This is a genomic window from Microbacterium sp. LMI13-1-1.1 (assembly GCF_040815625.1).
GTDB classification, from domain to species: Bacteria; Actinomycetota; Actinomycetes; order Actinomycetales; family Microbacteriaceae; genus Microbacterium; species Microbacterium forte.
Genome location: NZ_JBFPNL010000005.1, coordinates 526,813 through 552,502, shown reverse-complemented (window position 1 = coordinate 552,502; position 25,690 = coordinate 526,813). Strand labels below are relative to the sequence as shown.

Sequence of the window (25,690 nt, the reverse complement as noted above, 5' to 3'; positions counted from 1 at the left end):
CATCCCCCGTGGATCGCTCACCCCGAGCAGCAATCGCCCACAGGTGAGCGATGCCGTTGGTCTCGTGCGGGTCATCTCTGGATCCGACGCGCAATGAGACGAAGATCGCGAAACTGGGCGTACCGCGCATCGGCGCACTGATGAGACGCCCTCCGTTGTCGGCCAGGCGCTCGCTGATCTCAACCGGCATCGATCGCTCGTCTCGAGATCAGAGCCACACCCGTGAACACCGCGATGCATGCCAGCGCACCAGCCAGCGGGTAGACGACGGAGAACCCGAGGATCGACGCCAGGCCGAGCGTCCAGAGGTAGCTCAGCAGTTGGCTCAGGCCGCTGATGCCCTTCCGGAAGCCGAGGGTCGTCGGACGATCGGCGTCTGTCGTCGACTTCTGCACGACGATGGTGATCCCGCCGATCAGGAGATTCCCGCTGGCACCGATGAGTCCGGCACCGAGAGCTCCGAGCCACAGCGCGCCGGAGATGCCGCCGACGACGACAAGTGCGGGACCGAGTCCGGACAGGAGCCCGACGAGCAACAGATTGAGACGGGGAGAATCGCCCAGCCTCTGCAAGGCCAATCCCCCCAGGATCATCCCGACCCCTGAAGCCAGGAGCAGCGCCGCCAAGGCGACGCTGCCTTCCTCCTGGCCGCTCTCCAGGGCGAATCCGAACAGGAGCGACTGAGACCCTCCGAACGCCGCGAAGAGCGCAGCTTCGATCAGGATGTAGCGACCCGCCGTCCCGGTCATCGCTCTCCGGGCGTTCGCCGCCAGATCGGCCAATGGATGACCTGCTGCGGCGGGGCCTGCATTGCCAGCGGACACGCTGCGCGGCAGAGCGATCACGGTGAGAACCAGCGACAACAAGAACGACACGCCGTTTGCCGCCACCAGCCACCTCCCATCGACTGTTGCCGCCGCCAGGGCGCCGGCGGCCGGCGTGACGACGCTCAGCAGTGACAGCGCAGCTTGATATCGGCCGTTCACTGTGCTCAAGCGCTCGGCGTCCACGAGTTGCGGCAGCAGGGATTGGAAGGCGATCTGATTCATCAAGACGACCAGAGACAGGAAAGGCACGGCGACGTAGACGATCGGCGCTCGCTCCGGGCCTGTCACGAAGACAGCCACGGACAGCGCGACACACGCACCAACCGAATCGGCCACGATCAGCGCCCGACGAGCGGACAACCGGGCGACGAAGCCACCGACGAGAGGGCCGAAGATCGCACGACTCAAAGCATCTGCGACGAAGCCACCGAGAGCCAACTGCGTGGAACCGGTCATCGCGAAAAGCCACAGCGGAACGATGGCGGCTTGGAGGCTCGTGCCGGCCCAGCTGCACACCTGGGCTATCCAGAAGTACGCCGGCCTGAAGGCACGAGTGGTCGTGGTCGTGTCGCTCACGCTTGTTCTCTTTCTTGGAACCACTGGATCTTCGATCTGACGCCGGTTCCGCAGATTGCGTGCAGGGTGTCGTGCACCTGTCCGGAGAGGTAGCTACTGCGGATCGGCCACTCGTATGTGGAGATCTCCACGAAGTTGTTCGTCGTCGCAGACGAGGCGGTCTCGAAGGTGACGGTGTCCTGCGAAAGGGTGAGGGACTCAGACGATCCAGGGTCCTGCGAGAGCCACCGTTTCCGCGCGAGACCTGCGATGGGTGCCCAAGCAGATGGACGAGTCCATTTCCTTCTCCTTCGACGAACCGAACGGCATTGCTACTCCTTTGTTTTCGCATTCCCCGCGCCATGCGGTTCTCAATACCGTAAAAGGAGAAATTCATTAGATGCAATATGCAATTGGGGGGCCAGGCCGATCAGCGCAACAATGAGGAAACGATTCCAATATGCGAATATGCCGACATTTGGGAATAATGCACCGACGTGGAATTTCTGATGAGTGCCGACGGATTCGCGAAGGCGCGACAATGTCTGCGATCGGCGCACCGGCTCACTCCTCGGGCATAAGAATGCCCGAGGAGCGCCTACGACCGCCTCGGTTTCAGGCCCGGAGAACGGACTCGAGCAGCCCAGGGAACAGCGCGTCGAGATCGTCGCGCCGCAGCGTCAGCAGCCGTCGTCGGCCGTTGGCCTCGTTGCGGATCACACCCGCCTCACGCAGCACCTTCATGAAGTGCGACTTGGTCGACTTGGGGAGGTTCGGATCGGTCACGTGGCACGCGGCCATGTCGAGCGGGCCGTCGGCGAGCTGCCGGGCGATCGCCAGGCGCTCGGGGTCACTGAGCGCGAAGAGCACGTCGGTGAGCTGGATCTCGGAGCGATCCGGGTGCGGGAGTTCGCCTGGCATGGTTCGAGAATAGTTGAACAATCCGTGGAACGCGAGTACGCTCCGATAGTTCGATGATTCTCGAACTCAGGACTCGAGACCAACCCCGCGGGAGCACGCATGACCACCACGGCACCGATCACCACGAACCCGGGGTCAACATCCGCCATCCGCCGCCCGCGGTTCGGATTCGCGCTGGCGATCGTGACGCAGATCGCGATGATGACCGGCGCGAGCGCTCCCTCGCCGTTCTATCCGGTGCTCGCCGCCGAGATCGGATTCGACGCGATCGTCATCAGCGCGGTCTTCGCCGTCTACGCGGTCGCACTGCTGCTCGCGCTGCTCTCGGCCGGCTCCCTCTCCGATCACATCGGACGCCGTCCCGTCGCGATCGGCGGGCTCCTGCTGCTCGCCGGCAGCATGCTGCTCTTCTGGCATGCCGACTCGGTCGCGACTCTGATGCTCGCGCGCATCCTGCAGGGTGCCGCGAGCGGTGTGCTCATCGCAGCACTCTCGGCCGCTGCCCTGGATCTCGCACCCGGCGGACGCTCGAGGGTCGCCGCCCTCTGGAACGCCCTCAGCCCCGGAATCGGCCTGGCGCTCGGCGCGCTCGTCTCGGGCATCGCACTCGACGTGACCGGCCAACCGCTGCTCGACGTCTTCGCACCGCTCACCGTCATCTACCTCGTGCTCGCCGCACTGTTCTTCCTCGCACCCGAGACTGCACCGCTGCATCCTGGGGCGTGGGGGTCGCTGAGTTTCCGGCTGTCGGTGCCCGCCGGCATCCGCTCGGACTTCTGGCGGGGCGCACCGGCGATCATCGCCGGGTGGGCGACGGGCGGGCTCTTCCTCTCGCTCGGCGCCAACATCGTGCGCACCGAGCTCGGCGGCGAAGCGCACGTCTGGCAGGGCCTCGCCGTCGCGATGCTGGCGGGCATCGGCGCGATCACCGCATTCGTGTTCCGCAATCGCCGACCGCGCACCTCTGTGATCTTCGGCACCGCGGCTCTCGCGACCGGCACCGCACTGTCGCTCATCGCCCTCGGCGTCGAGTCGCTCCCCTTCTACCTCGCCGCGACGGCTGTGACCGGCATGGGCTTCGGCACCGCGTTCTCCGGAGTCGTCGCCTCACTCGCACCGCGCATCCCCGCCACCGACCGCGCCGACACTTTCGCCGTGATCTACCTGCTCGCGTACCTCGCATTCGGCGTGCCGGCCGTCGTCGCCGGAACCCTGGTCGGCGTGTTCGGGCTCGGCGCGGTGTGCGTGGGATACGGCGTCGTGGTCATCGTGCTCGCAGTGGTGGCTCTCGTGCTGCGGGTACGCCGCGCGGAGTAGGCGGGCGCGGGCCCTCACCCTTCGTGAGGCCCCATCGGGGCGCGCAGCGAAAGGACCCGCATCACAAGGTGCTCACCTCTTCGGGAGGAGAACTGCGCCTGGGGAGGAGACTTCGCGCGAATCCCTCCTCCCGAAGGGCGGATCTCCTCCCGAGGCGCCGCGTTCCCGCGGGGCTCACAGCCCCCTTCGGGAGCCCGCATCGGGAGGACGCGCATCACGAAGCCCCCACTCTCTCGGGAGGAGTCCTGCTCCTCGGGAGGAGAACCGCTGCGGAGGAGATCTGCTCCTGAGGAGGAGACTTCGCGCGAATCCCTCCTCCCGAAGGGCAGATCTCCTCCCGAGGCGCCGCATCCCCGCGGGGCGTACACCCCCTTCGGGAGCCCGCATCGGGAGGACGCGCATCACGAAGCCCCCACTCCCTCGGGAGGAGTCCTGCTCCTCGGGAGGAGAACCGCTGCGGAGGAGAACTGCGCCTCGGGAGGAGGCTTCGCGCGAATCTCTCCTCCCGAAGGGCGGATCTCCTCCCGAAGCGCCGCGACCCGCATCCGCCGACTTCCCCTATCGAACGATTAACGATAGATTTCTGTTGTTGCTCGATGAGAGGTGGAGTCATGGGGAAGGCGACGATCGTCGTGTTGAAGGTCGTGATCGTGCTGGCGCTGATCGGATCCGTGGCGGTGCAGGCGCTCATCGTGCCGCTGCTGTGGATCGACCTCGCGGCCGAAGAGCTGTGGGGCCGGATCGCCTTCGTATCGATCGTGGTTCTCGGCGTCGGCACCCTGCAGGTCTTCGGCATCTGCGTATGGATGCTGCTGACGAAAGTGCGCCGCGGATCGATCTTCTCGACCTCGTCGTTCCGCTACATCGACGTGATCATCGGAGCGATCCTCGTGGCCGCGGCACTCGCCTGGATCCTCGCGGCGATACTCGCACCGGGCTCGGCCGCGCCGGGCCTCGTGGCGCTCATCGGCGGCGCGGGTGTCGTGCTCGGCGGCATCGCCCTGCTGGTCGTCGTCATGAAGGCGCTGCTGCGGCAGGCCATCGAGCGCGACACCGAAGCACAGTCGCTGCGCTCGGAGCTCGACAACGAGGTGATCTGATGCCTGTCGTCGTGGATATCGACGTGATGATGGCGCGGCGCAAGATCGGCGTCGGCGAGCTGGCCGAGCGCATCGGCATCACCCCCACGAACCTCGCTGTGCTCAAGAACGGGCGCGCGAAGGCCGTGCGCTTCTCGACCCTCGACGCTCTGTGCGAGGTCTTGGAGTGTCAGCCGGGCGACATCCTGCGCTGGGAAGCGTGAGGGTCGGGAGGCCTGCGACGCGGATGCGACGCACGCGCAGCGTCGGATGCCGGATGCCTAGCGCCCCGCGAGCAACTCCCGCAGCCGTTCGGCCTCGCCCTCGGCCATCCCGTATCCGTGCTCGGGCCCCGGGTACACACCTTCGCGCACCTCGCTCGCATACGCCGCGACTCCGGCCACAGACACAGACCGCACATCGGCATAGCGCTTGACGAACTTGGCGACCCCGCCGGCATAGATCCCCAGCAGGTCGTGGAAGACGAGCACCTGGCCGTCGGCATCCGTTCCGGCTCCGATGCCGATCAGCGGAATGCGCAGCAGGGGTGCGAGCGCCGCGGTGACCTCCGACGGCACGGCTTCGATGACGATCAGTGAGACTCCGGCGTCCTGCAGGGCGAGGGCATCGTCGATGACGGTGAGTGCGGCGTCGGCGGTGCGTCCCTGCGCGCGGTATCCGCCGAGCGACGTGGCTGTCTGCGGCGTCAGTCCGACGTGCCCGACGACGGGGATTCCGGCATTCACGAGCGCGCGGGCACGATCGACCGTGGCGCCGCCGCGTTCGATCTTGACGAGGTCGACTCCCGCCTCTTTGACGAAGCGCTGCGCGGTCGCGACGGCGATCTCGTCCGACGCCTCGTACGACCCGAAGGGGAGATCGCCGACGAGCAGCGGCGTGGTGAGTCCTCGCCGCACCGCCTTCGTGAGCATCAGCATCTCGTCGGTCGTGACGGGCACCGTGCTGTCATAGCCGAGCACCGTCATCGCGGCCGAGTCGCCGACGAGCACCATGTCGACACCGGCCTCCTCGACGATCTGCGCGCTCGGAAAGTCGTACGCGGTGACCATGACGATGGGTTCGCCGGCATGCTTCTTCACGTCGAGATCGCGCAGGGTGAGGCGCTTGGTCGGGGCGGCGTGAGCGCTCATCGGGTCGCCACCAGTTCACCGACGGCGTCGTCGACGCGGACGATGGCGTTCGACCCATCCACGTGCACGACGACGGGTTCGTAGTCGGCGAGGTCTTCGGGCGAGTAGTCGGCATAGGAGATGACGATGATCGTGTCGCCGGTGTGCACGAGGCGGGCGGCGGCACCGTTGACCTGGATGACGCCGGACCCACGTTCGCCGACCAGCGTGTACGTCTCGAAGCGCGAGCCGTTGTCGACGTCGACGACGTGCACCTGCTCGTGCGACAGGATGTCAGCGGCCTCGAGCAGGTCGGGGTCGACGGTGATCGACCCGACGTAGTGGAGGTCACTGCCCGTGACGGTGGCGCGGTGGATCTTCGACTTCAGCATGGTGCGTCGCATCAGGCATCGCCCTTTCCGTCGGTGGTCGTGCTGGTCTCGGTGGTCTCGCTGGTCTCGGTGGTCGAGGTGAGAGTCAGCATGTGGTTGTCGATCAGTCGGGCAGCGCCGACGCGCGCGGCGACGAGGAACAGCGCGTCCCGGTCGACCACCGCCACCGGCCGCAGGGTCTCGGCATCCCGGAGTTCCAGGTATTCGGCGTCGATTCCGGCCGCCGAGAGCACAGCGTGGGCGGACGAGAGGATGCTGTCGCCGTCGCGCTCCCCCGATCGGTGCGCCGCGTCGGCGGCATCGAGGGCGCGGTTGAGCGCGGTCGCCTGGGCGCGAGCATCCGCGTCGAGGTAGACGTTGCGCGAGCTCATCGCGAGCCCATCTGCTTCGCGCACGATCGGGCACGCCACGACGCGCACGTCGAGGTCGAGGTCGCGCACGACCCGGCGCACGACCAGCACCTGCTGCGCATCCTTCTGACCGAAATAGGCGACGTCGGGCTGGACGATGCCGAACAGCTTGGTGACGACGGTGGCGACGCCGTCGAAATGGTGGGGTCCGCGGCTCGCTCCGTCGAGCACCTCGGTGATGCCCGCGACGTGGATGTTCGTGGCGAACCCATCGGGGTAGATCTCGGCCCGATCCGGTGCGAACAGGATGTCGACGCCCTCGGCCTCGGCGAGCGAGGCGTCGCGGGCCTCATCGCGCGGGTAGGTGCTGAGGTCTTCGTTCGCGGCGAACTGGGTCGGATTGACGAACAGCGAGACGACGACGAGGTCGTTCTCCGTTCGCGCCGCCCGCATGAGCGAGAGGTGCCCCTCATGGAACGCGCCCATCGTCGGCACGAGTCCGACCGACCGGCCCACTGCCTTGGCGTCGCGCACCGCGGCTCGCACCTCGGCGATCGTGCGGAGGATTCTCATGCCTGTGGCTCCTCGGTGGCGGCGGTCTGTTGGGTGGCCGCGTGATCAGCGGTCGTGTGGGCGGTCGCATGTGGCGCGCGTCCGGCGACCGCGCGGGTCGCAGTGGCGAGCGCGTCGAAGAGGTCTTGGTAGTCGCCGGATGCCGCGCGCTGCCGCGCCACGGTGGCCTCGTCACCGCGCGCGATCGGCCCGGTGAGAGCGGATGCTGCGCCGCGCGCCGCCCAGTTGTCGACCGTCTGTCGCACGAGTGGTGCGAGGTGGGCGCGGTCGACGCCTGCATCCTTCGCGAGGTGTTCAGCGGCATCGAGCACGGTCAGCACGAAGTTCGAGGCGAAGGATGCGGCGGCGTGATACTCCCCGCGGTGGGCGTCGTCGACGTGGAAGGGGTTCGCACCGATCACCCGCGCGAGCGCTTCAGCCACCTCGAGCGCCTCGGGCGTGCGCCCGTCGACGGCGACGCCGATGCCGCGGAAGACCTCGCTCGTCTCCTTGCCGGCGAAGGTCTGGAGCGGGTGGAGGCTGAAGTCGACGTCGGTGAGCGGCGTCGCACCGGACACGTGCGCCACCAGCCGCGCGTGGGGGCGGGCGGCGAAGGCCACCGCTGCGATGGCGGAGTCCGGGACGCAGAGCAGCGCGATGTCGGCATCCGGCATCGAGTCCTCCCGGCGCAGTGGCCCCCGGACGACAAGGCCTGCCGCACGCAACGCCCGTGCGAGTACGCCGCCGAGACGGCCGGCGCCGACGATGGCGATGGTCGTGTCAGGGGCGAGAGCAGGGGTTCTGTGCATGTCGATTCCCGGCCGAGACGTGCGGCGCGGATGGGATGAGTATCCGCCCGAGGCGGGGTGTGCGCAAAATCTGAGAGCGATGTGCACACCGTTTCGTCTGCATGGGTTGCATAAATCATCAACTATCACGCTAAGAGCCGTGCTTATTGATTCGGCTCGACTTCCGCCCGGTCGTTGAGCGAGGTCGGCGACGCCGCCCGAGACGAGACACCCCGAACGCTGCGACGCCGCAGTCCCGAGTTACAGGTAGTACGTGCGCGAGAGCAGTTCACCGTCTTCGCGGACCCACTCGATCGTGACGCCGCGCACCGCTGGACCTCCCAGAGTCCGACCCAGAAGCACCTCGAACGACGCCGTCGGCGGCACGTCGAGCGGAAGCTGCTCACTCAACGCCGCCTCGATGCCGGCCGTCGCCGTGATGCCTGACACGGTCAGAACCTCCCCGCTCGTGTTGCGGAAGCTCCCGACCCGTCCATCGCTGCGGAACATCCACGGCTCCGGCTCGGCAACCGACGACGCCCGGAGGCTGCGGCCACCCGGCTGTGCCGTCGGCTCGCGGTTGAGCGCCTCCCCGATCTCGCGCACCCCGCCCTTCGCGCATAGGCTGTTGATGAATGCGATGACAGCGACGGTCGACGCCGCGATGGATGCCACGGCGCCGAGCCACGAGGGCACGACGACGCCCCAGAAGTCGGTCGGCACGGATTCCATGACCGCACTCTATCCGCGGCCGCCGACACCGGACAGGGGCGGCCTGCTCCGTGACGAGTCCTTGCCGCGTTTCGTGTCGGGCGGCTCCGCCGGCCTCGCTCAACGACCGGGGAACGGCAGGCCCCCGCATCCGCCGTACCCTTAACTGTTCTGCCCCACCCCCGGGCACCTTCTCTGGAGCATCCCCATGTCTGCAACTGCGGTCGACGATCGTGCCCGCTATCGGGCGAACCCGACGGTCCTCGAAGCGCTGAAGAGTCCGAGGATGCTGACGCGCGAGGTGCTCGCGGGTCTGGTCGTGGGTCTCGCGCTGATTCCCGAGGCGATCGCGTTCTCGGTGATCGCGGGCGTCGACCCGAAGGTGGGACTGTTCTCGTCGTTCATCATGGCGGTGTCGATCGCCTTCCTCGGTGGGCGTCCGGCGATGGTGACCGCGGCGACCGGAGCCGTCGCGCTCGTGATCGCCCCGGTCGCGCCGACGTATGGGATGGACTACTTCATCGCGACGGTGATCCTCGCCGGCATCTTCCAGGTGATCCTCGGGGTGCTGGGGGTCGCGAAGCTGATGCGCTTCATCCCCCGCAGCGTCATGGTCGGGTTCGTGAACGCGCTGGCGATCTTCGTGTTCAGCTCGCAGTTCCCGCAGCTGATCGATGCGCCGTGGCTGGTCTACCCGCTGGTCGCGCTGGGAATCGTCGTGATGATCGTGATGCCGAAGATCACCACGATCGTGCCGGCACCGCTCGTGTCGGTGATCATCGTGACCGCTGTGGTGATGGCGTTCGCGATCACGGTGCCGACGGTCGGCGATCAGGGCGAGCTGCCCAAGAGCCTGCCCGAGCTGTTCATCCCGAACGTGCCGCTGACGTGGGAGACGTTCACGATCATCGCGCCGTTCGCGCTCGGGGTGGCGCTGGTCGGACTCATGGAGTCGCTGCTCACCGCCAAGCTCGTCGACGAGATCACCGACACCCACTCGAACAAGACGCGGGAGTCGTGGGCTCAGGGCGTGGCGAACATCCTCTCCGGAACCTTCGGAGGCATGGGCGGATGCGCCGTCATCGGCCAGACCATGATCGGCGTCAAGGCCTCGGGCGCGCGCACCCGCATCTCGACGTTCTGCGCCGGCATCTTCCTGTTCCTGCTGGTCGTCGTCTTCGGTGACTTCGTGAGCACGATCCCCATGGCCGCCCTCGTCGCCGTGATGATCATGGTCGCCATCGGAGCGTTCGACTGGCACAGCGTCAAGCCGTCGACCCTCACGCGGATGCCGAAGAGCGAGACGTTCGTGATGGTGGCGACCGTCGTGCTCGTGCTCATCACCCACAACCTCGCGGTCGGCGTCGTCGGCGGAGTGCTGGTCGCGTCGGTGCTGTTCGTGCGGAGGGTCGCGCATTTCGTGTCGGTGAGCCGGACCCTGTCGGATGCCGGCGACGCCGTCACCTACACGGTGACCGGCGAGCTGTTCTTCGCCTCGAGCAACGACCTGACGACCCTGTTCTCGTACCCGGAGGATCCCGACCGCGTCGTCATCGACCTCACCGGATCGCACATCTGGGACGCCTCGACGGTCGCAGCTCTGGATGCGATCGAGACGAAGTACACCGCGCTCGGCAAGACGGTCGAGATCATCGGGATGAACGACAGCAGCCAGCGGATGCGGGGAAGGCTCACCGGCGGGTTCGAGTAGCACCGCGCCGAGCATCCCCGGTCGTTGAGCGAGCACGGCGGAGCCGCGCGAGACGAAACGCACCTCACCGGGTCCGTCGGGCCACCACGTTTCGTCTCAGGCGACTACGTCGTCTTCGCTCAACGAACGACAGGCGCCCTTTCAGCGCACCAGAGAGGGCCGCTTGCTGTCGAACTCCCAGCCAGGCACGAGGTACTGCATGCCGATGGCGTCGTCCCTGGCTCCCAGCCCGTGTTCGACATACAGCTCATGCGCCTCGGCGAGCCGAGCGCGGTCGATCGTCACGCCGAGCCCCGGGCGGTCGGGCACTCGCACCGCCCCGTCTCGGATCTCGGGCGCATCGACCGTCAGCTGCTGGCCGTCCTGCCAGATCCAATGCGTGTCGAGTGCGGTGATCTCGCCGGGCGCCGCTGCGCCGACCTGTGTGAACATCGCCAGCGAGATGTCGAAGTGGTTGTTCGAGTGCGACCCCCACGTCAGGTCGAAGTCGTGGCACAGCTGCGCCACGCGCACCGAACCGGCCATGGTCCAGAAATGCGGATCCGCGAGCGGGATGTCGACGGCGTCGGAGCGGATCGCGTGCGCCATCTCTCGCCAGTCCGTCGCGATCATGTTCGTCGCTGTGCGCAGGCCGGTGCGCCGACGGAACTCCGCCATCACCTCTCGACCCGAGAATCGGCCTTCCGCGCCGCACGGATCCTCGGCGTAGGCGAGCACATCGGCCAGGCGGCGGCCGATGCGCACCGCATCCTCGAGCAGCCACCCGCCGTTCGGGTCGAGCGTGATGCGCGCTTCGGGAAACCGTTCAGCGAGCGCGGTGACGACGTCGGCCTCGACCTCGCCGTCGAGCACGCCGCCTTTGAGCTTGAAGTCCGAGAACCCGTAGCGGATCTGCGCGGCTTCGGCCAGGCGCACGATGCCATCGGCCGTCATGGCCTCTTCGCGCCGCACGCTCTCCCACCCGTCGCCGCTCTCGCGCAGATAGGGGAGGTCGGTGCGGTCAGCATCGCCGATGAAGAACAGATACCCCAGCATCGGCACGCTGTCGCGCTGCTGGCCGTCGCCGAGAAGCTCCGCGACCGGCACGCCGAGGTGCTGGGCGTGCAGATCGAGGAGCGCCGACTCGATGCCGGTGACGGCGTGCACGGTCGTGCGCAGATCGAACGTCTGCAGCCCACGACCGCCCGCGTCCCGGTCGGCGAAGCGGGTCGCGATCGCCCGTAGCAGCGAGCGGTATCGGCCGACCGGCTGGCCCGTGAGGAACTCCGCGGCCTCGGCGATGGTGCCGCGGATCGATTCGCCGCCGGGGACCTCGCCGAGCCCCTCCCGTCCGTCCGAGTCCGTCGCGATGACGATGTTGCGTGTGAAGAACGGCGCGTGCGCGCCCGAGAGGTTCAGCAGCATCGAGTCGTGCCCGGCGACCGGGACGACCTCGATCCTCTCGATCGTGGGCACGGAGGTCATGCCGACACCTCGCGCCGCCCGTCGACGAGACGCGACACGTGCCAGGGGTTGGCGTCGCGCAGCACCTCGGGGAGCAGCCCGTCGGGGATGTTCTGATACGCCACCGGGCGCAGGAAGCGCTCGATCGCGAGGCTTCCGACGCTCGTCGTGCGCGAGTCGCTGGTGGCGGGGAACGGGCCCCCGTGCACCATCGCGTGCCCGACCTCGACCCCGGTGGGCCATCCGTTCGCGAGGATGCGCCCGACCTTGCGCTCGAGCACCGGAAGGAGCGCGGCGGCGAGCTCATGATCATCGGCGCTCAGCTGCAGCGTGGCGGTCAGCTGACCCTCGAGCCGTGAGGCGGCCTCCACCAGCTCGGCGGCGTCGCCGTAGCGCACCACCAGGGACGCGGCCCCGAAGATCTCCTCGTTCAGCACGGGATTCTCTTCGAACGACGAGAGCTCGGCGGCGTGGATCACCGGCGCCGGAGCGTGCGGCCCCTCGCCGTCGGTTCCCCGCGCGAGCACCTCGGCGTTCTCGTCTCTGGTCGCGACACCGTCGCGCCACGCGTGCGCGATGCTCGGCGAGAGCATGGTCTGCCCTGTGGCCGCACGCAGGGATTCCGACACGGCCCGCAGGAACGCCTCGCCCTTGGCGCCACGAGGGACGAAGACGACACCGGGCTGCGTGCAAAGCTGCCCGCTCGACCCCGTCGCACTCTGCACGTACCCCGCAGCGAGCGCCTCGACATCGCCGTGCAGGGCCCCCGGCAGGATGAACACCGGGTTCACCGAGCTCATCTCGGCGTAGACGGGAATCGGCACCGGCCGCGCCTGTGCCGTGCGTACGAGCGCGAGACCGCCCTCGCGTGATCCGGTGAACCCGACGGCGTGGATGTCGGGGTCGGCGACGAGCGCCTGGCCGACGCTGCGTCCCGGGCCGAAGATGTGCGAGAACACTCCGGGATGCAGTCCGTGCGCGTCGATGGCGCGTGCGATCGCCGATGCGACGAGCTCGCTCGTGCCGGGATGCGAGCTGTGCGCCTTGAACACGACCGGGCACCCGGCGGCCAACGCAGATGCGGTGTCTCCCCCGGCAGTCGAGAACGCGAGCGGGAAGTTCGACGCCCCGAACACGGCCACCGGCCCGAGCGCGATCTTGCGCTGGCGGATGTCGACGCGCGGAAGAGGTGTGCGGTCCGGCTGCGCCGGGTCGATCCGCACGCCGCGGTGCTCTCCGGCACGCACGACGTCGGCGAACAGCCGCAGCTGCCCGGTGGTCCGAGCACGCTCACCGAGGAGTCGCGCCTGCGGCAACCCGGTCTCCTGCATCGCCCGCTCGATCAGCGTGTCGCCGATCGCGTCGATCTCGTCGGCGATCGATTCGAGGAACGCCGCGTGAGCGTCGGGGGCGAGTCGGGAGAACGACGTGAAGGCCTCGGCCGCGGCGGCGGTCGCCGCGCGGAGCTGCTCGACGTCGATCTGCGAGTAGGGGGGCTCGAGCTGCTCGTCGGTGGCCGGGGCGATGGCGTACAGCGCGGTGCCGGTGCCTGGCACCGAACGTCCGGCGATCGACGAATGCCCGGTGAGGATGGCGGTGGTCATGTCACACTCCTTGAGTCGACGGCGGTGGCGCCGAGAGGATCGGCGAGGTCAGGCGGGAACGGCGGCGAGCAGGCCGGCGCGCTCGAGAAGCTGCGCCAGATCGGCGTCGTCCTGCGCCGACAGGTCGTGCAGCGGCGGGCGGACGGGACCGACGCCGTGTCCGGTCAGACGGAGACCCGCTTTGACGATCGAGACGCCGAATCCCTTCCCGCGGTTGCGGATCGCGATGTACGGCAGCACGAAGCGCCCCAGCTTCTCGGTCACCGCGGCACGGTCCTGAGCGCGCACATCGCGGTAGAACTCGAGCGCGAACTCGGGGACGAAGTTGAACATCGCCGACGAGTACGTGCTCATGCCCATCTGCAGCAGCGGCAGCGCGTAGGTCTCTGCGGTGGGCAGACCGCCCAGGTAGAACAGGCGCTCACCGTTGCGCACGTAGACCGATGCCAGGTGCTCGATGTCGCCCGTCGCGTCCTTGAACCCGACGACGTTCTCGTGCCGTTCGGCGAGGATCGCCATCGTCTCGGCCGAGTAGATGGCGTTGCCGCGGTTGTAGACGATGATCGCGAGCTTCGTAGCCGCGGCGATCGCCGAGACGTGCTCGACGAGACCCGCCTGGTCGCACTCGGTGAGGTAGGGGGGCAGCACGAGGATCCCCTCCGCGCCGGCCTCCTCGGCCGCCCGGGCGTTCGCGATCGCGTGCCGGGTCCAGCCGCCGGCCGAGGCGAGCACCGGAACCTCGGGTCGCGACGACTGCACGGCCGCGCGGACGACCGCTGCGGACTCGGCCGCATCGAGACTGAACCCCTCGCCGGTGCCACCGGCGGCGAAGAGACCGGCCACCCCGAAGCTCGCCTGCCATTCCACGTGCTCGCGGTAGCGCTTCTCGTCGAATTCGAGCTCCGGCGTGAACGCCGTCGCGGGGAACGAGAGAAGACCGTCGCGAAGGTGGTCGGCCAGCTCGGTGGGCGTGAATCGTGCCACGGTGCACTCCTGGGGTGTCGCGCCGGTATCCGGCTCGGATCTGAACAATCGTCACGCTATGCGTGAAACGATGCGCCTACAAACCAAATGGTGGATGGATCAATGCGCCGTCTGCATCAGAGTCCCGACATCTCCGGCACCGGTGTCGGCAGCGGCCGACCGTCGAGGTGGGCCCGGAGGTTCGCGAGTGTGAGGTCTCGCATGTCGAGCCTCGTCTCATGCGTGCCGCTGCCGACGTGGGGCAGCAGCGTCACGTCATCGCGGATGAGCCGCGCGGGCACGTCCGGCTCGTGCGCGAACACGTCGAGGCCGGCTCCCGCGATCCGACCGTCCTCGAGAGCGGCGATCAGTGCATCCTCATCGACGACCGAGCCGCGTGCGATGTTCACCAGGAAGCCGTCGGGTCCGAGCGCGTCGATCACCTCGGCATCCACGAGGTTCTCGGTCGCCGCCCCACCGGGAACCGCGATGACCACGACGTCCGATCGGCGCGCGAGGTCGACGGCCGATGCCACGTGCTCCCACGGCACGCCCTCGACAGGACGTCGGGTCGTGTACAGGATCGTCGTGTCGAAGGCGGCGGCGCGTCTGGCGATCGCCTGCCCGATGCGGCCGAGGCCGAGCACGCCGACCGTGCTGCCCGAGAAACGACGCGTGAGCGGAAACCCTCCCGACTCCCACGCGCCGTCGCGCAGGAACCGCTCGGAGGCGCCGAACCGGCGGAAGACATCGAGCATGAGCCCGAGCGCCGTGTCGGCGACGCAGTCCGTGAGAACGTCGGGCGTGTGGGTCACCCGGATGCCGCGGGCGACCGCCTGGGCGACATCCGTCGTGTCGTATCCGACGCCGAAGTTGGTCACGATCTCGAGGTTCGGGAGGGCGGCCATCAGCTCGGAGGGAACGCCGTTGCGACCGCTCGTGACGACGGCGCGCACCTTCGCGGCATCCGTCGGGTCGAGGGCCGCGAGGTCGTCGGGCAGGCGCACCACGGAGTACTCGTCCTGCAGCGTCCGCTCGAGAGAATCGAGCAGCGGCCCCGCCTGAGCGACGGAGCCGGGAGCGAACGGAGCGGAGGTTTCGGGAGAGTTGATCATGGCGCGAGACTACGTCCGGCCAACGATGCAGTTCCATAAGCGAAGTTGCATGGATTGATGCGCCGCCAGCATCTATGGGGTGAGACCGGCGTAATCTCGCGGATCGCGACTCGGCCGACGGATGCCGCACGGCACCGGCCCTCGGCACCGGCCGCCGGTGCGGCCTTCGCACCTGTTGACGCTCGGGAGGCGGTCTGCGACATTCACAACGGGCCGACAGCCAACGAGGGCCGCGGCCGTCCCCTACCTGGAGGAACCCGATGAAGCTTTCTTCCCCCCGACGCAGAGGCACCCGGGCAGCCGCGGTCACTGCCGGAATCGCATCGATCGCACTGCTGGCTTCGTGCTCCGTCGCCAACTCGGAGTCGGAAGGCGGCGGCGAGGGCGGCACGGGCGACACCCTCCGCGTCGTACTCACGCAGGAGCCCCCGACCCTCGAGGCGTGCGACGCCAACCTCACCTCCACCGGCGTCGTCGTGCGCAGCACGGTCACCGAGCCGCTGGTCGAGCGCAACCCCTCGACGGGCGAGCTCGAACCGTTGCTGGCCACCGAGTGGGAGCAGACCGGCGACACGGAGTGGACGTTCACCGTCCGCGATGACGTCACCTTCCAGGACGGCACGCCGTTCGATGCCGAGGCAGCCGCCTACTCCATCGATCGCGCCGTGAACGGTGACCTCGGCTGCAACGTCGAGGGCTACATCTTCGGCGACGACGACCTCGAGGTCGAGGCGACCGACGCCACCACGCTCACGGTCACCACCCCGAGCCCCGACCCGATCCTCCCCCTGAAGCTGTCGTTCATCGAGATCGTCTCGCCCGAGACCTCGAACACCGAGTTCGTGCGCGAGCCGGTCGGCACCGGCCCCTACGCGATCGGCGAGTGGCAGGCCGGCACGAAGCTGACGCTCGAGCGCAACGACGACTACTGGGGCGACGCCCCGCAGTTCGCCGACGTCGAGTACCAGTGGCGCTCCGAGGGCACCGTCCGTGCCGCGATGATCACCAGCGGCGAAGCCGACATCGCCCTCGGCCTCAGTGCTGAGGACGGCATCGGAGACCTGGGCGTGAGCTACCCGAACAACGAGACGATCGCCCTGCGCTTCTCGGGCGAGACGGCTCCGCTCGACGACATCCGCATCCGTCAGGCGATCAACTACGCCATCGATCGCGAGGGCATCGTCTCGTCGCTCTACCCCGATGGCGACAAGGTGGCCGCGCAGCTGATCCCCGAGGGCATCGTCGGGTTCAACGCCGACCTCGAGCCGTGGGAGTACGACCCCGAGAAGGCGAAGGCCCTGGTCGAGGAGGCTGCGGCCGACGGCGTCGCGGTCGACACGAAGATCCTCATGCCGGTGCGCACCGCGCAGTTCCCGAAGGTCAGCGAACTGGGCGAGGTGCTGCGCGAGCAGTTGGCGGCCGCGGGGCTGAACGTCGAGCTGCGCATGGTCGACACCACTCAGCACCTGCAGTACCAGCTGAGTCCGTTCGTCACGAACGAGGGTCCGATCTCGATGCTCATCCAGCACGGAAACCAGGCAGGTGACGCGCAGTTCACGGTCGAACAGTACATGCTCACGGGCGGAGCACAGGCCGAGTTCGGCGACCCGGCCCTGGACGAGCTCATCACCACCGCGCGGACCCTCACCGGCGACGAGCGCCAGGCCGCGTACGAAGAGGTCTTCGCCTACGAGCGTGAGAACGTCGTGGCCCTGGCCCCGATCGCGCACCAGACGGTCATGCTCGGTCTCGCCGACCGGGTGACCTACGAGCCCAACTCGTCGACCGGCGACGAGCTGCGCATCAAGGAGGTCTCGCTCGCGGGCTGACCGCGAGCGAGAGTGAGAGTGAGAGGCGGGCAACCATGTGGACCTACCTGAGAAAACGAATCCTGCAGAGCGCGCTGCCGCTGATCGCAGTCGTCCTGGGTGTCTTCGTGCTCGCCCGCCTCACCGGCGATCCGTCGCAGCTGTACCTGCCGCTGAACGCGACCGATCAGATGCGCGAGGACTTCGCGGCCCGCAACGGCTTCGACCAGCCGCTGTGGAAGCAGATGGGCGATTACTTCCTCGGAGTCCTGCAGCTCGACTTCGGTCAGTCGCTGCGCACCGGTGAACCCGCGGCCGAGATGGCGCTGCGCGCCTTCCCCGCCACCCTGCAGCTCGCCGCGGTCACGATGATCCTGGCGATCGTCATCGCCGTGGCGCTCGGCAGCTGGGCATCGCTGAAGCCGAACGGCATCGCCGACCGCATCGTGAGCTTCTTCTCGATGACGGCGGCGAGCGTGCCCGACTTCTGGGTGGCCATCCTCGGCATCTGGATCTTCGCGATCACGCTGGGCTGGCTGCCGACCTCCGGCACCGACGGAGCGCTCGTCTGGATCCTCCCGGTCGCGACGCTCATGCTGCGGCCGGTCGGAGTGCTCGCCCAGGTCGTGCGCGGGTCGATGGTGACGGTGTTGGGTCAGCCCTACATCCAGGTCGCCCGCAGCCGCGGTGCAGGGCAGATGCACATCGTCTCGAAGCATGCGCTGCGCAACGCCGCAGCCCCCGCCCTCACCGTGGCAGGCGACCTGACCGTCGGCCTCATCAACGGCGCCGTGGTCGTCGAGTCGATCTTCGGCTGGCCCGGCATCGGCAAGCTCATGATCGACTCGATCCTGCAGCGCGACTTCGCGGTGCTGCAGGCCGCGGTGCTGATCACAGCACTGGCGATCTTCGCCCTGAACATCATCATCGACCTCGGTTATGCACTCCTCGACCCGCGAGTCAGGCCGACGTCCGGCTCTCGCGCCCGTCGTCGCGGCCCGGGGGCGCTCTCCGACACGAAGGCAGAGGTGCTGACGAATGTCTGACAACAACGCATCGACAGTCACCGTCCTCACTCAGAAGGCGCGCGGAGCACGGTCGTCCGGCCGCGCCAACCTCTGGCAGCTGCTGTGGAAGGACAAGGTCGCCGCATCCGCCGCCATCATCCTCGCGTTCATCGTGCTCACCGCGATCGTCGGTCCCCCGCTGTTCGGCGAGATCGCGCAGCGGCAGGACCTCGGGGCGCGCAACATGCCGCCGTTCAGCTTCCAGCTCGGCTGGGAGTACGCACTCGGCAGCGACTCGCTGGGACGCAGCCTGCTCGCCCGCATCGTCACCGCGGCAGGCACCACCCTGGGTGTCGCCGCCGCGGCCGTGGTCGTCTCTGCGATCGTCGGATCGATCTGGGGCATGTGGGCCGGATTCCACCGCGGATGGCGCGAGTCGGTGTCGATGCGCATCGCCGACGTCATCATGAGCTTCCCCTCGCTGCTGCTCGCGGTCGTGATCCTCTACGTCTTCAACCCGAGCGCGGCGAACATCGTGCTCGTGCTCGCGATCACACGCATCCCTCTCTACCTGCGCACCGCGCGAGCGGATGCTGCCGAGCTGCGCTCCCGGATGTTCGTCGATGCCGCGACGAACTTCGGAGCCACGAATCGCGCCATCGTCTTCCGTCACATCGTCCCGAACGTGCTGCCGACTCTCGTCACGCTCGCCACGCTCGAGTTCTGCTACGTGATGCTGGCCGAGTCCTCGCTGAGCTTCCTCGGCATCGGCATCCAGCCGCCCGACGTCAGCTGGGGCCTCATGGTCTCGCAGGGGCGCCAGTACCTCGCCGAGGCGTGGTGGCAGTCGGTGCTCCCGGGTCTTGCGATCGTGATCACCACGGTCTGCGCCAACGTGCTGGCCGCGTGGCTGCGTCTCGCGACCGATCCGGGCCAGCGCTGGCGCCTGCAGAGCAAGAAGCGTCGTCGCGTGATCGGCTCGATCGCCGCGCGCCGCTGAGCCCCTGGTGACGGTCCTCGAGTTCACGCTGCTGGGTGCGGTGATCCTCGCCGCCGCCTGCATGCAGGGCTCGATCGGATTCGGCATGGGCATGCTGGCTGCCCCGTTCATCGCCCTCATCGACGCCACGCTGCTGCCGGTGCTCGTGATCATGCTGGCGATGGTCGTGACGCTGATCGTGGTGGTGATGGATCGCGCAGCGCTCGACCTGCGAGGGGCCGGCTGGGCGCTGGCAGGCCGCGTGCCGGGAACCGTCGTCGGCGCGGGCCTCGTCGCCGTCATGTCGGCGACCGCGCTGTCGTGGGCGGTCGCCGGCGTCGTGCTGCTGGGGGTCGTCATGTCGCTGCGCGGCTGGCACCCGCGGGTGACCAGGACGACGCAGGCGGTGGCGGGGGCGCTGTCGGGCCTCATGGGCACGACGACGTCTGTGGGCGGCACACCGATGGCGATCATCTGGCAGGGGTCAGAGGGGCCACGGCTGCGTGGCACGATGTCGGCGTTCTTCCTCGTCGGGTCGTCGCTGTCGCTCGTGGCCCTGTTCCTGTGGGGCGCGGTGCCGACGCATGCGCTCGCCACCGCCGCCTGGATGGCGCCATTCGCCGTGGGCGGCGTGGTGCTGTCGCGGTTCGTGAACAGGTTCCTCAATCGGCGGCGTACGCGAGCGATCGCCCTCGGGGCGTCCGCTCTCGGCGCCGTGACGCTGATCGTCACCCGCCTGGTCGAGATGTTCTGACCGGATGCCGAGGCGCTCAGCGCCTCAGTCCTCCTGCTCAGCGAGCTCGATCCTCGTGCTCAGCGCACCTGACGCTCGAGGGGAAGACCGGCGTCGAGCAGGTCGATGTTGCGTGCGATGTCGGCGGCGCGCGCGGTGAAGACCTCGCTGGCGTGACCCGAGTGGTGCGGGGTCAGCACCACCCGGTCGAGCGCGGCGAACCTCTGCACGACAGGAGGCGCCTCGGCGCCCTGCGGCGCATCCCACCACACGTCGATCGCCGCCCCTCCGATGCGTTTCTCTGCGAGGGCTGCGTACAGGGCGTCCTCGTCGATGAGCGCGCCACGGGCGACGTTGACGATCAGCGCGTCGGCGTGCAGCTGCGCGAGCGCGTCGGCATCGATCATCCCGCGCGTGCTCTCGGTGAGGGGTGCGGTGACGACGACCACATCGCTCTCGCGCAGCAGCGGATGCAGCTGCTCTTCGCCGTACACGCGATCGAGCAGCTCGGTGCCGGGTCCGCCCGCGTCCGGATGCCGGCGCAGGGCGACCACGCGCATCCCGAACGCCTTCGCGAGGTGGGCGACGGAGCGGCCGATCTCGCCATAGCCGATGAGCCCCAGGGTGCTGCCGGCAAGCGATCGGTGGTACGGCACGCCCGTCGGAGGAGAGCCCGGCACGGTGGCGATCGTGCGCCACTCTCCCCGGCGCATCTCGGCGTCGGCCTCGAGCGCTCGACGGCGCAGCATGAGCGCCGTCATGATCACGTGCTCGGCGATCGCGGGGCCGTGATGACCGGTGTTGCACAGCGGCACACCATCGGGCACGGCTTCGGCATCGATCCGGTCGACTCCGGCACCCGTCGCATGCACGAGCCGCACGTGATCGGCGCCGGCCATGTCGTCGGTGGTGAGCCGCGAGCAGATCACCACGTCGGCACCGTCGATCGCGGCGCGCGCGGAGCCGGGCACACCAGGATCGGCGAACACCCACTCGTGCGGCCGCTCGGTGCGGCGCAGATCGTCGGAGAACGCCGACATGATCGCGTCGGTGACCGCGATGCGCAACGGACGGCTCGCCGCGATCACCAGCGGGGACTTTCCAGCACGTATCCGGGGTCGACCCGCTGCATGTAGCCGGTGTCGTCGCGCTCGCGGATGCCGCCGTCGAGGTACTGCCGATGCAGCCGCGCCAGCGCCTCGGGGTCGAGGTCGACGCCGAGGCCCGGTGCGGTCGGCACCGCCAGCGACCCGTCGACGAAGCTCAGCGCGCCCGGCGCGATGACGTCCTCGTCTTCACGCTTCCAGGGCCAGTGCGTGTCGCATGCGTATCCGACGCCGGGAGTGGCCGCGGCCAGGTGGGTCATCGCGGCAAGGCTGATGCCGAGGTGCGAGTTCGAGTGCATCGAGAGCCCCCACCCGAGAGTCTCGGCGAACCCGGCGAGCAGGCGCGAGCGCTCGAGCCCTCCCCAGAAGTGGTGGTCGGAGAGCACGATGTCGATCGCGCCGAGACGCACCGCCTCGGGGATGTGCGAGAACGCCACGACGCACATGTTGGTCGCGAGCGGCAGATCCGTGTGGCGGCGCACCTCGGCCATGCCCGCAAGGCCCGGGGTGGGGTCTTCGAGGTATTCGAGCACGTCCTTCAGCGCGTCGGCGACCCGCAGCGAGGTCTCGACGGTCCAGGCACCGTTCGGATCGATGCGCAGCGGGTGATCGGGAAACTCCTCGCGCAGCGCGAGGATCGCCGCGATCTCGTCGTCGGGCGCGAAGACCCCGGCCTTGAGCTTGAGCGCTGTGAAACCGTAGGTGTCGACGATGCGCCGCGCCTGCGCGACGATCCCCTCGGGCGTGAGGGCTTCGCCCCACTCGTCGACGGACCCTCCCGGATGACCCGCCCACTTGTAGAAGAGGTAGCCGCTGAACGGCACGGCATCGCGCACGCGCCCGCCCAGCAGCTCGCTGGCCGGCACCCCGAGCATCTTTCCGCGGATGTCGACGGTGGCGACATCGAACGGCGAGAGCACGCGGTCGCCCGTGCTGGTGCCCGTGACCATGCCCGACATGCCGTGCCCACCGCGGATGCCGTCGCCGGCCACGCTGCGTTCGACCCGCGCGCGCAGATCATTGGTCGCGAACACGTCGCATCCGAGCACCGCGTCGGCGGCGACCTTCATCCGCTGCAGGTGCGCACTGTCGCCATAGGTCTCGCCGAGCCCGACGACCCCCGACTCGGTGATCACCTGAACGATGGCGCGCAGCGCCAGGGGCTCGTGCACGCCGACGGTGTTGAGCAAGGGCGGGTCGTGGAAGGCCACGGGCGTGATGCGGACGGACCGCACCGCGTTCTCGGCCAGCCGCGTGGCAGCAGGGACAGACAGCAGGAGCTCTTCGGACATCACGCCTCCGTTGGTGAGACTCCGGGGACTCCGCATCAGCGGATTCCGCGTCATCGAGTTTCTCCGACACTATGGTGGGGACAGATGCGCAGACAAACCAAAAGTCGCACTGATTGATGTCGGGAGTGGATCGATGATCTCGCTGGTACAGCTCGAATGCTTCATCGCCGTGGCCGAGGAACTGCACTTCGGGGCGGCGGCGACACGGCTGAAGATGACCCAGCCGCCACTCAGTCGTCAGATCCAACAGCTCGAGCGCGAGCTCTCGACCAGGCTGTTCGACCGCACCAGTCGTCGTGTGGCGCTGACCCAGGCCGGGCGCGCGCTGCTTCCCAACGCGCGCCGCCTCCTCGACCTCGCGGCGAAGGCCGTCTCGGATGTGCGCTCCGTCGGCGAGGGCGCGGCCGGCACCGTCACGATCGCGTACACGGCGATGGCGGGCCAGGCGGTCGTGCCCGATCTGCTGCGCCGTGCGTCAGCCGAACTGCCGGGTGTCACACTGCTGCTGCGCGAGCTCGTCTCCCTCGACCAGGTGGAGGAGCTCGAGAAGGGCACGGTCGACATCGGCCTGATGCGGCCGCTGCTCGCCCGACCGCAGATCAGCAGTCGCGCGGTCTACCGCGAGCGCCTGTCGTTGGCTCTTCCGAGCGATTCGGCCCTCGCGCAGCGCGGCGAGCCGCTGAAGCTCATCGACCTCAAAGACGAGTCGCTGCTCATGTACTCGCCGAGCGGCGCACGGTACTTCCACGACCTGCTGCTGTCGATGTTCGTGGCGAGCGGGGTGCATCCGCACATCGTGCAGTACGCCGGGCAGGTGCCCGCGCTGCTCGCGATGGTCAGCGCCGGCATCGGGTTCACGCTGGTGCCGGAGTCCGCCGAGCGAATCTCCCCCGACTCGGTGACGCTGCTGCCGATCAGCGACGCCGATCCGTCGTCGCGGGTGAACAGCGTCGAACTCGACATCGCGTGGAACGCGGAGTCTCACAATCCGCTCGTCGAACGACTGCTGAGCCTGGTCGACGAGGTGGATGACTCCGCGTGATCGATGCAGCGAGCGCATAGCCCAATGCCGATGTAGGGCTTGATCAGGATGAATCCGCACGCCTAGCGTGAACGGAAGATGATCAGTGCTGATGGCACGACCCGTGCTCGACGAGGAGGACGCATGCCGAACGACGTCGCCGCGACCGCCGATGAGTCCGCTCGACTCGGCGAGTCCGTGAACCCGACGCCCAGCGGGCAACCCGCCGCGCGTGACGACATCCTGCGTGTCGAAGACCTGCGCGTCGCCTACCGGATCGGCGACCGCGAGGTCGATGCGGTGCGGGGCGTCGACCTGAGCGTGGGTCGCGGCGAGGTGGTCGCGATCGTGGGCGAGTCGGGCTCGGGCAAGAGCACCGTCGCGCAGTCGATCATGAATCTTCTCGCTCCCAACGCCGAAGTGGTGAGCGGGCGCATCGAGTTCGAGGGCGAAGACCTCATCCCACTGAGCGAACGCCGCTGGCGCAGCATCCGCGGACGCCTGATCGGGCTGGTGCCGCAGGATCCGGCGCTGTCCCTCAATCCCGTGCGGCGCGTGGGCGTGCAGGTGGCGGAGCCACTGCTCGTGCACGGACTCGCGACGAAGCACGACGCTCACGATCGCGCGGTCGAACTGCTCGAGATGGCAGGGCTGACGTATCCGGCCGAGCGGGCGAAGCAGTACCCGCATCAGTTCTCGGGTGGCATGAAGCAGCGCGCGCTGATCGCGGGGGCACTGGCCGCGCAGCCGAGCCTGATCATCGCCGATGAGCCCACGAGCGCTCTCGATGTGACGGTGCAGAAGCAGATCCTCGACCACCTCGCGGACCTGACGCGAGAGCTCGGAACGGCGATCCTGCTCATCACCCACGACTTGGGGATGGCGGCCGAACGGGCCGACCGGGTCATCGTCATGAAGCAGGGCGAGATCGTCGACTCCGGGCCGGCAGAGCAGGTGATGAACGCCCCGACGCACGAGTACACGCGCAAGCTCATCGCCGCAGCGCCCCGGTTGAGCGCGCACGAGCGGCGGACCGCATCGACCACGGCCCGCATCGAGTTCGGCGGAGAGCCGATCGTGCGGGTGACCGAGCTGACCAAGATCTTCCCGCTGCCCAAAAGCGCAGGCGACCGCCGCACGCTCACGGCCGTCGACGCCGTCTCACTCGAGGTGCGCCGCGGTGAGACGCTCGCCGTCGTGGGCGAATCCGGATCGGGCAAGAGCACGCTCGCGCGACTCGTGCTGCGCCTCGAGGAGCCGACGTCGGGATCGATCTCCTTCGCCGGCGAGGACATCACCCACCTCAAGGGCGAGAAGCTGCGTCAGCTGCGGCGGCGGTTCCAGATGGTCTACCAGAGCCCGTTCGACTCGCTGAACCCGCGCATGACGATCGAGCAGCTCATCACCGAGCCGCTGCTGTCGTTCGGCGAGGGCGATCGACAGTCTCGATCGAAGCGCGCTCTCGAGCTGTCGGAGCAGGTCGCTCTCCCCGACGGGATGCTCGGCCGCTTCCCCGACGAGCTCTCCGGCGGCCAGCGACAGCGCGTGGCGATCGCCCGCGCCCTCGCGCTCGATCCCGAGTTCCTCGTGCTCGACGAGGCGGTCTCGGCGCTCGACGTGTCGGTGCAGGCGCAGATCCTCGCGCTACTCGACGAACTGCAGCGCGAGCGCGAGCTGACCTACCTCTTCATCACGCACGACCTCGGAGTCGTCGCCGAGACGGCCGACCGCGTCGCGGTTCTCAAGAACGGAAAACTCGTCGAGTGCGGTGACGCGACGCAGATCTTCACGGCTCCGCAGGAGGAGTACACCCGCATGCTGATCGAGGCCGTGCCCGCGTTCTCCGCCTGACGCGGTCCCCGGTCGTTGAGCGAGCACGGCGGAGCCGAGCGAGACGACACGCCCCCGCATCGGCCCACCACGTTTCGTCTCAGTCGACTTCGTCGTCTTCGCTCAACGAACGGCATACCCCCGGTCGTTGAGCGAGCCGTCGTCGCCCCCCCCGGTCGTTGAGCGAGCACGGCGAAGCCGAGCGAGACGAAACGCACCCCACACCGGCCCACCACGTTTCGTCTCAGGCGACTTCGTCGTCTTCGCTCAACGAACGGCATACCCGGTCGTTGAGCGAGCACGGCGAAGCCGAGCGAGACGAAACGCACCCATCGAACGGCATACCCCTCGGTCGTTGAGCGAGCACGGCGAAGCCGAGCGAGACGAAACGCACCCATCGCACGGCGCAACGTTCACTTCGCACTCCCCGTGCGTTCACCTCCGCCGCCTATCTTG

Annotated in this window: 23 protein-coding genes; 10 read left to right on the top strand and 13 right to left on the bottom strand. The window is 68.4% G+C overall.

Annotation, left to right across the window (positions count from 1 at the left end; all coding sequences use genetic code 11):
• Nucleotides 1–179 precede the first annotated feature (179 nt).
• Complete coding sequence (locus MRBLMI13_RS09580) at nt 180–1,403, bottom strand: MFS transporter (RefSeq protein ID WP_367822115.1); 1,224 nt, start codon at nt 1,401–1,403, stop codon at nt 180–182.
• Between the two features lie 594 nt (nt 1,404–1,997).
• Nucleotides 1,998–2,303 carry an ArsR/SmtB family transcription factor gene (locus MRBLMI13_RS09575; protein ID WP_367822113.1) on the bottom strand — a complete coding sequence of 102 codons (306 nt, stop codon included), beginning with the start codon at nt 2,301–2,303 and terminating at the stop codon, nt 1,998–2,000.
• A 99-nt stretch (nt 2,304–2,402) separates the two neighbouring features.
• On the opposite strand from MRBLMI13_RS09575, the gene MRBLMI13_RS09570 reads away from it, so the two are divergent.
• From MRBLMI13_RS09570 to MRBLMI13_RS09560, 3 genes are all read left to right on the top strand, one after another.
• A complete protein-coding gene (locus tag MRBLMI13_RS09570; protein ID WP_367822111.1) occupies nt 2,403–3,620 on the top strand; it encodes an MFS transporter in 1,218 nt (405 codons plus the stop codon).
• Nucleotides 3,621–4,231: 611 nt separating this feature from the next.
• Nucleotides 4,232–4,720, top strand: coding sequence for a DUF2975 domain-containing protein (locus MRBLMI13_RS09565; protein WP_367822109.1), 489 nt, complete (start codon nt 4,232–4,234; stop codon nt 4,718–4,720).
• Entirely contained in the window at nt 4,720–4,923 is a 204-nt protein-coding gene (locus MRBLMI13_RS09560; RefSeq protein ID WP_367822106.1) for a helix-turn-helix domain-containing protein, read from the top strand. Before MRBLMI13_RS09565 ends, MRBLMI13_RS09560 begins: the two co-directional genes overlap by 1 nt.
• A gap of 57 nt (nt 4,924–4,980) precedes the next feature.
• Here the strand turns inward: MRBLMI13_RS09560 and panB are convergent, their stop codons facing one another.
• The 5 genes from panB to MRBLMI13_RS09535 form a co-directional block, all read right to left on the bottom strand.
• A complete protein-coding gene (gene panB, locus MRBLMI13_RS09555; protein WP_367822104.1) occupies nt 4,981–5,850 on the bottom strand; it encodes a 3-methyl-2-oxobutanoate hydroxymethyltransferase in 870 nt (289 codons plus the stop codon).
• Nucleotides 5,847–6,233, bottom strand: a complete 387-nt coding sequence (panD, locus tag MRBLMI13_RS09550) for an aspartate 1-decarboxylase (RefSeq protein WP_056375323.1) — start codon at nt 6,231–6,233, stop codon at nt 5,847–5,849. Before panD ends, panB begins: the two co-directional genes overlap by 4 nt.
• Nucleotides 6,233–7,144, bottom strand: a complete 912-nt coding sequence (panC, locus tag MRBLMI13_RS09545; protein ID WP_367822102.1) for a pantoate--beta-alanine ligase — start codon at nt 7,142–7,144, stop codon at nt 6,233–6,235. The genes panD and panC overlap by 1 nt, the downstream gene beginning before the upstream one ends.
• On the bottom strand, nt 7,141–7,932 hold the full coding sequence (locus tag MRBLMI13_RS09540; RefSeq protein WP_367822100.1) for a DUF2520 domain-containing protein: 792 nt from the start codon (nt 7,930–7,932) through the stop codon (nt 7,141–7,143). Before MRBLMI13_RS09540 ends, panC begins: the two co-directional genes overlap by 4 nt.
• Nucleotides 7,933–8,172: 240 nt before the next feature.
• Nucleotides 8,173–8,643 carry a hypothetical protein gene (locus tag MRBLMI13_RS09535; protein ID WP_367822098.1) on the bottom strand — a complete coding sequence of 157 codons (471 nt, stop codon included), beginning with the start codon at nt 8,641–8,643 and terminating at the stop codon, nt 8,173–8,175.
• Between the two features lie 187 nt (nt 8,644–8,830).
• Here MRBLMI13_RS09535 and MRBLMI13_RS09530 point away from each other — a divergent pair, with 187 nt between their 5' ends.
• Complete coding sequence (locus MRBLMI13_RS09530; protein WP_367822096.1) at nt 8,831–10,333, top strand: SulP family inorganic anion transporter; 1,503 nt, start codon at nt 8,831–8,833, stop codon at nt 10,331–10,333.
• 141 nt (nt 10,334–10,474) lie between these two features.
• Here the strand turns inward: MRBLMI13_RS09530 and MRBLMI13_RS09525 are convergent, their stop codons facing one another.
• From MRBLMI13_RS09525 to MRBLMI13_RS09510, 4 genes are all read right to left on the bottom strand, one after another.
• A complete protein-coding gene (locus tag MRBLMI13_RS09525; RefSeq protein WP_367822094.1) occupies nt 10,475–11,797 on the bottom strand; it encodes an enolase C-terminal domain-like protein in 1,323 nt (440 codons plus the stop codon).
• On the bottom strand, nt 11,794–13,380 hold the full coding sequence (locus tag MRBLMI13_RS09520) for an aldehyde dehydrogenase (NADP(+)) (protein ID WP_367822092.1): 1,587 nt from the start codon (nt 13,378–13,380) through the stop codon (nt 11,794–11,796). The genes MRBLMI13_RS09525 and MRBLMI13_RS09520 overlap by 4 nt, the downstream gene beginning before the upstream one ends.
• A 48-nt stretch (nt 13,381–13,428) precedes the next feature.
• Complete coding sequence (locus MRBLMI13_RS09515) at nt 13,429–14,364, bottom strand: 5-dehydro-4-deoxyglucarate dehydratase (RefSeq protein ID WP_367822090.1); 936 nt, start codon at nt 14,362–14,364, stop codon at nt 13,429–13,431.
• Between the two features lie 116 nt (nt 14,365–14,480).
• Complete coding sequence (locus MRBLMI13_RS09510; RefSeq protein ID WP_367822088.1) at nt 14,481–15,458, bottom strand: 2-hydroxyacid dehydrogenase; 978 nt, start codon at nt 15,456–15,458, stop codon at nt 14,481–14,483.
• A gap of 260 nt (nt 15,459–15,718) precedes the next feature.
• Here MRBLMI13_RS09510 and MRBLMI13_RS09505 point away from each other — a divergent pair, with 260 nt between their 5' ends.
• The 4 genes from MRBLMI13_RS09505 to MRBLMI13_RS09490 are packed head-to-tail and all read left to right on the top strand — an operon-like array spanning nt 15,719 to nt 20,006.
• A complete protein-coding gene (locus MRBLMI13_RS09505) occupies nt 15,719–17,287 on the top strand; it encodes an ABC transporter substrate-binding protein (protein ID WP_367822086.1) in 1,569 nt (522 codons plus the stop codon).
• A gap of 35 nt (nt 17,288–17,322) precedes the next feature.
• Complete coding sequence (locus MRBLMI13_RS09500) at nt 17,323–18,312, top strand: ABC transporter permease (protein ID WP_079112023.1); 990 nt, start codon at nt 17,323–17,325, stop codon at nt 18,310–18,312.
• Nucleotides 18,305–19,273: an ABC transporter permease gene (locus MRBLMI13_RS09495; RefSeq protein WP_367822084.1), complete on the top strand. Its 969-nt coding sequence runs from the start codon at nt 18,305–18,307 to the stop codon at nt 19,271–19,273. The genes MRBLMI13_RS09500 and MRBLMI13_RS09495 overlap by 8 nt, the downstream gene beginning before the upstream one ends.
• A 7-nt stretch (nt 19,274–19,280) precedes the next feature.
• Entirely contained in the window at nt 19,281–20,006 is a 726-nt protein-coding gene (locus MRBLMI13_RS09490; RefSeq protein WP_367822082.1) for a sulfite exporter TauE/SafE family protein, read from the top strand.
• 59 nt (nt 20,007–20,065) lie between these two features.
• Here the strand turns inward: MRBLMI13_RS09490 and MRBLMI13_RS09485 are convergent, their stop codons facing one another.
• Nucleotides 20,066–21,073, bottom strand: coding sequence for a 2-hydroxyacid dehydrogenase (locus MRBLMI13_RS09485; RefSeq protein ID WP_367822080.1), 1,008 nt, complete (start codon nt 21,071–21,073; stop codon nt 20,066–20,068).
• On the bottom strand, nt 21,070–22,383 hold the full coding sequence (locus MRBLMI13_RS09480; RefSeq protein WP_367822078.1) for a glucarate dehydratase family protein: 1,314 nt from the start codon (nt 22,381–22,383) through the stop codon (nt 21,070–21,072). The genes MRBLMI13_RS09485 and MRBLMI13_RS09480 overlap by 4 nt, the downstream gene beginning before the upstream one ends.
• A 133-nt stretch (nt 22,384–22,516) precedes the next feature.
• On the opposite strand from MRBLMI13_RS09480, the gene MRBLMI13_RS09475 reads away from it, so the two are divergent.
• Both MRBLMI13_RS09475 and MRBLMI13_RS09470 read left to right on the top strand, forming a co-directional pair.
• A complete protein-coding gene (locus tag MRBLMI13_RS09475; protein WP_367822076.1) occupies nt 22,517–23,425 on the top strand; it encodes a LysR family transcriptional regulator in 909 nt (302 codons plus the stop codon).
• 123 nt (nt 23,426–23,548) lie between these two features.
• On the top strand, nt 23,549–25,255 hold the full coding sequence (locus MRBLMI13_RS09470) for a dipeptide ABC transporter ATP-binding protein (protein ID WP_367822074.1): 1,707 nt from the start codon (nt 23,549–23,551) through the stop codon (nt 25,253–25,255).
• Nucleotides 25,256–25,690: the final 435 nt, after the last annotated feature.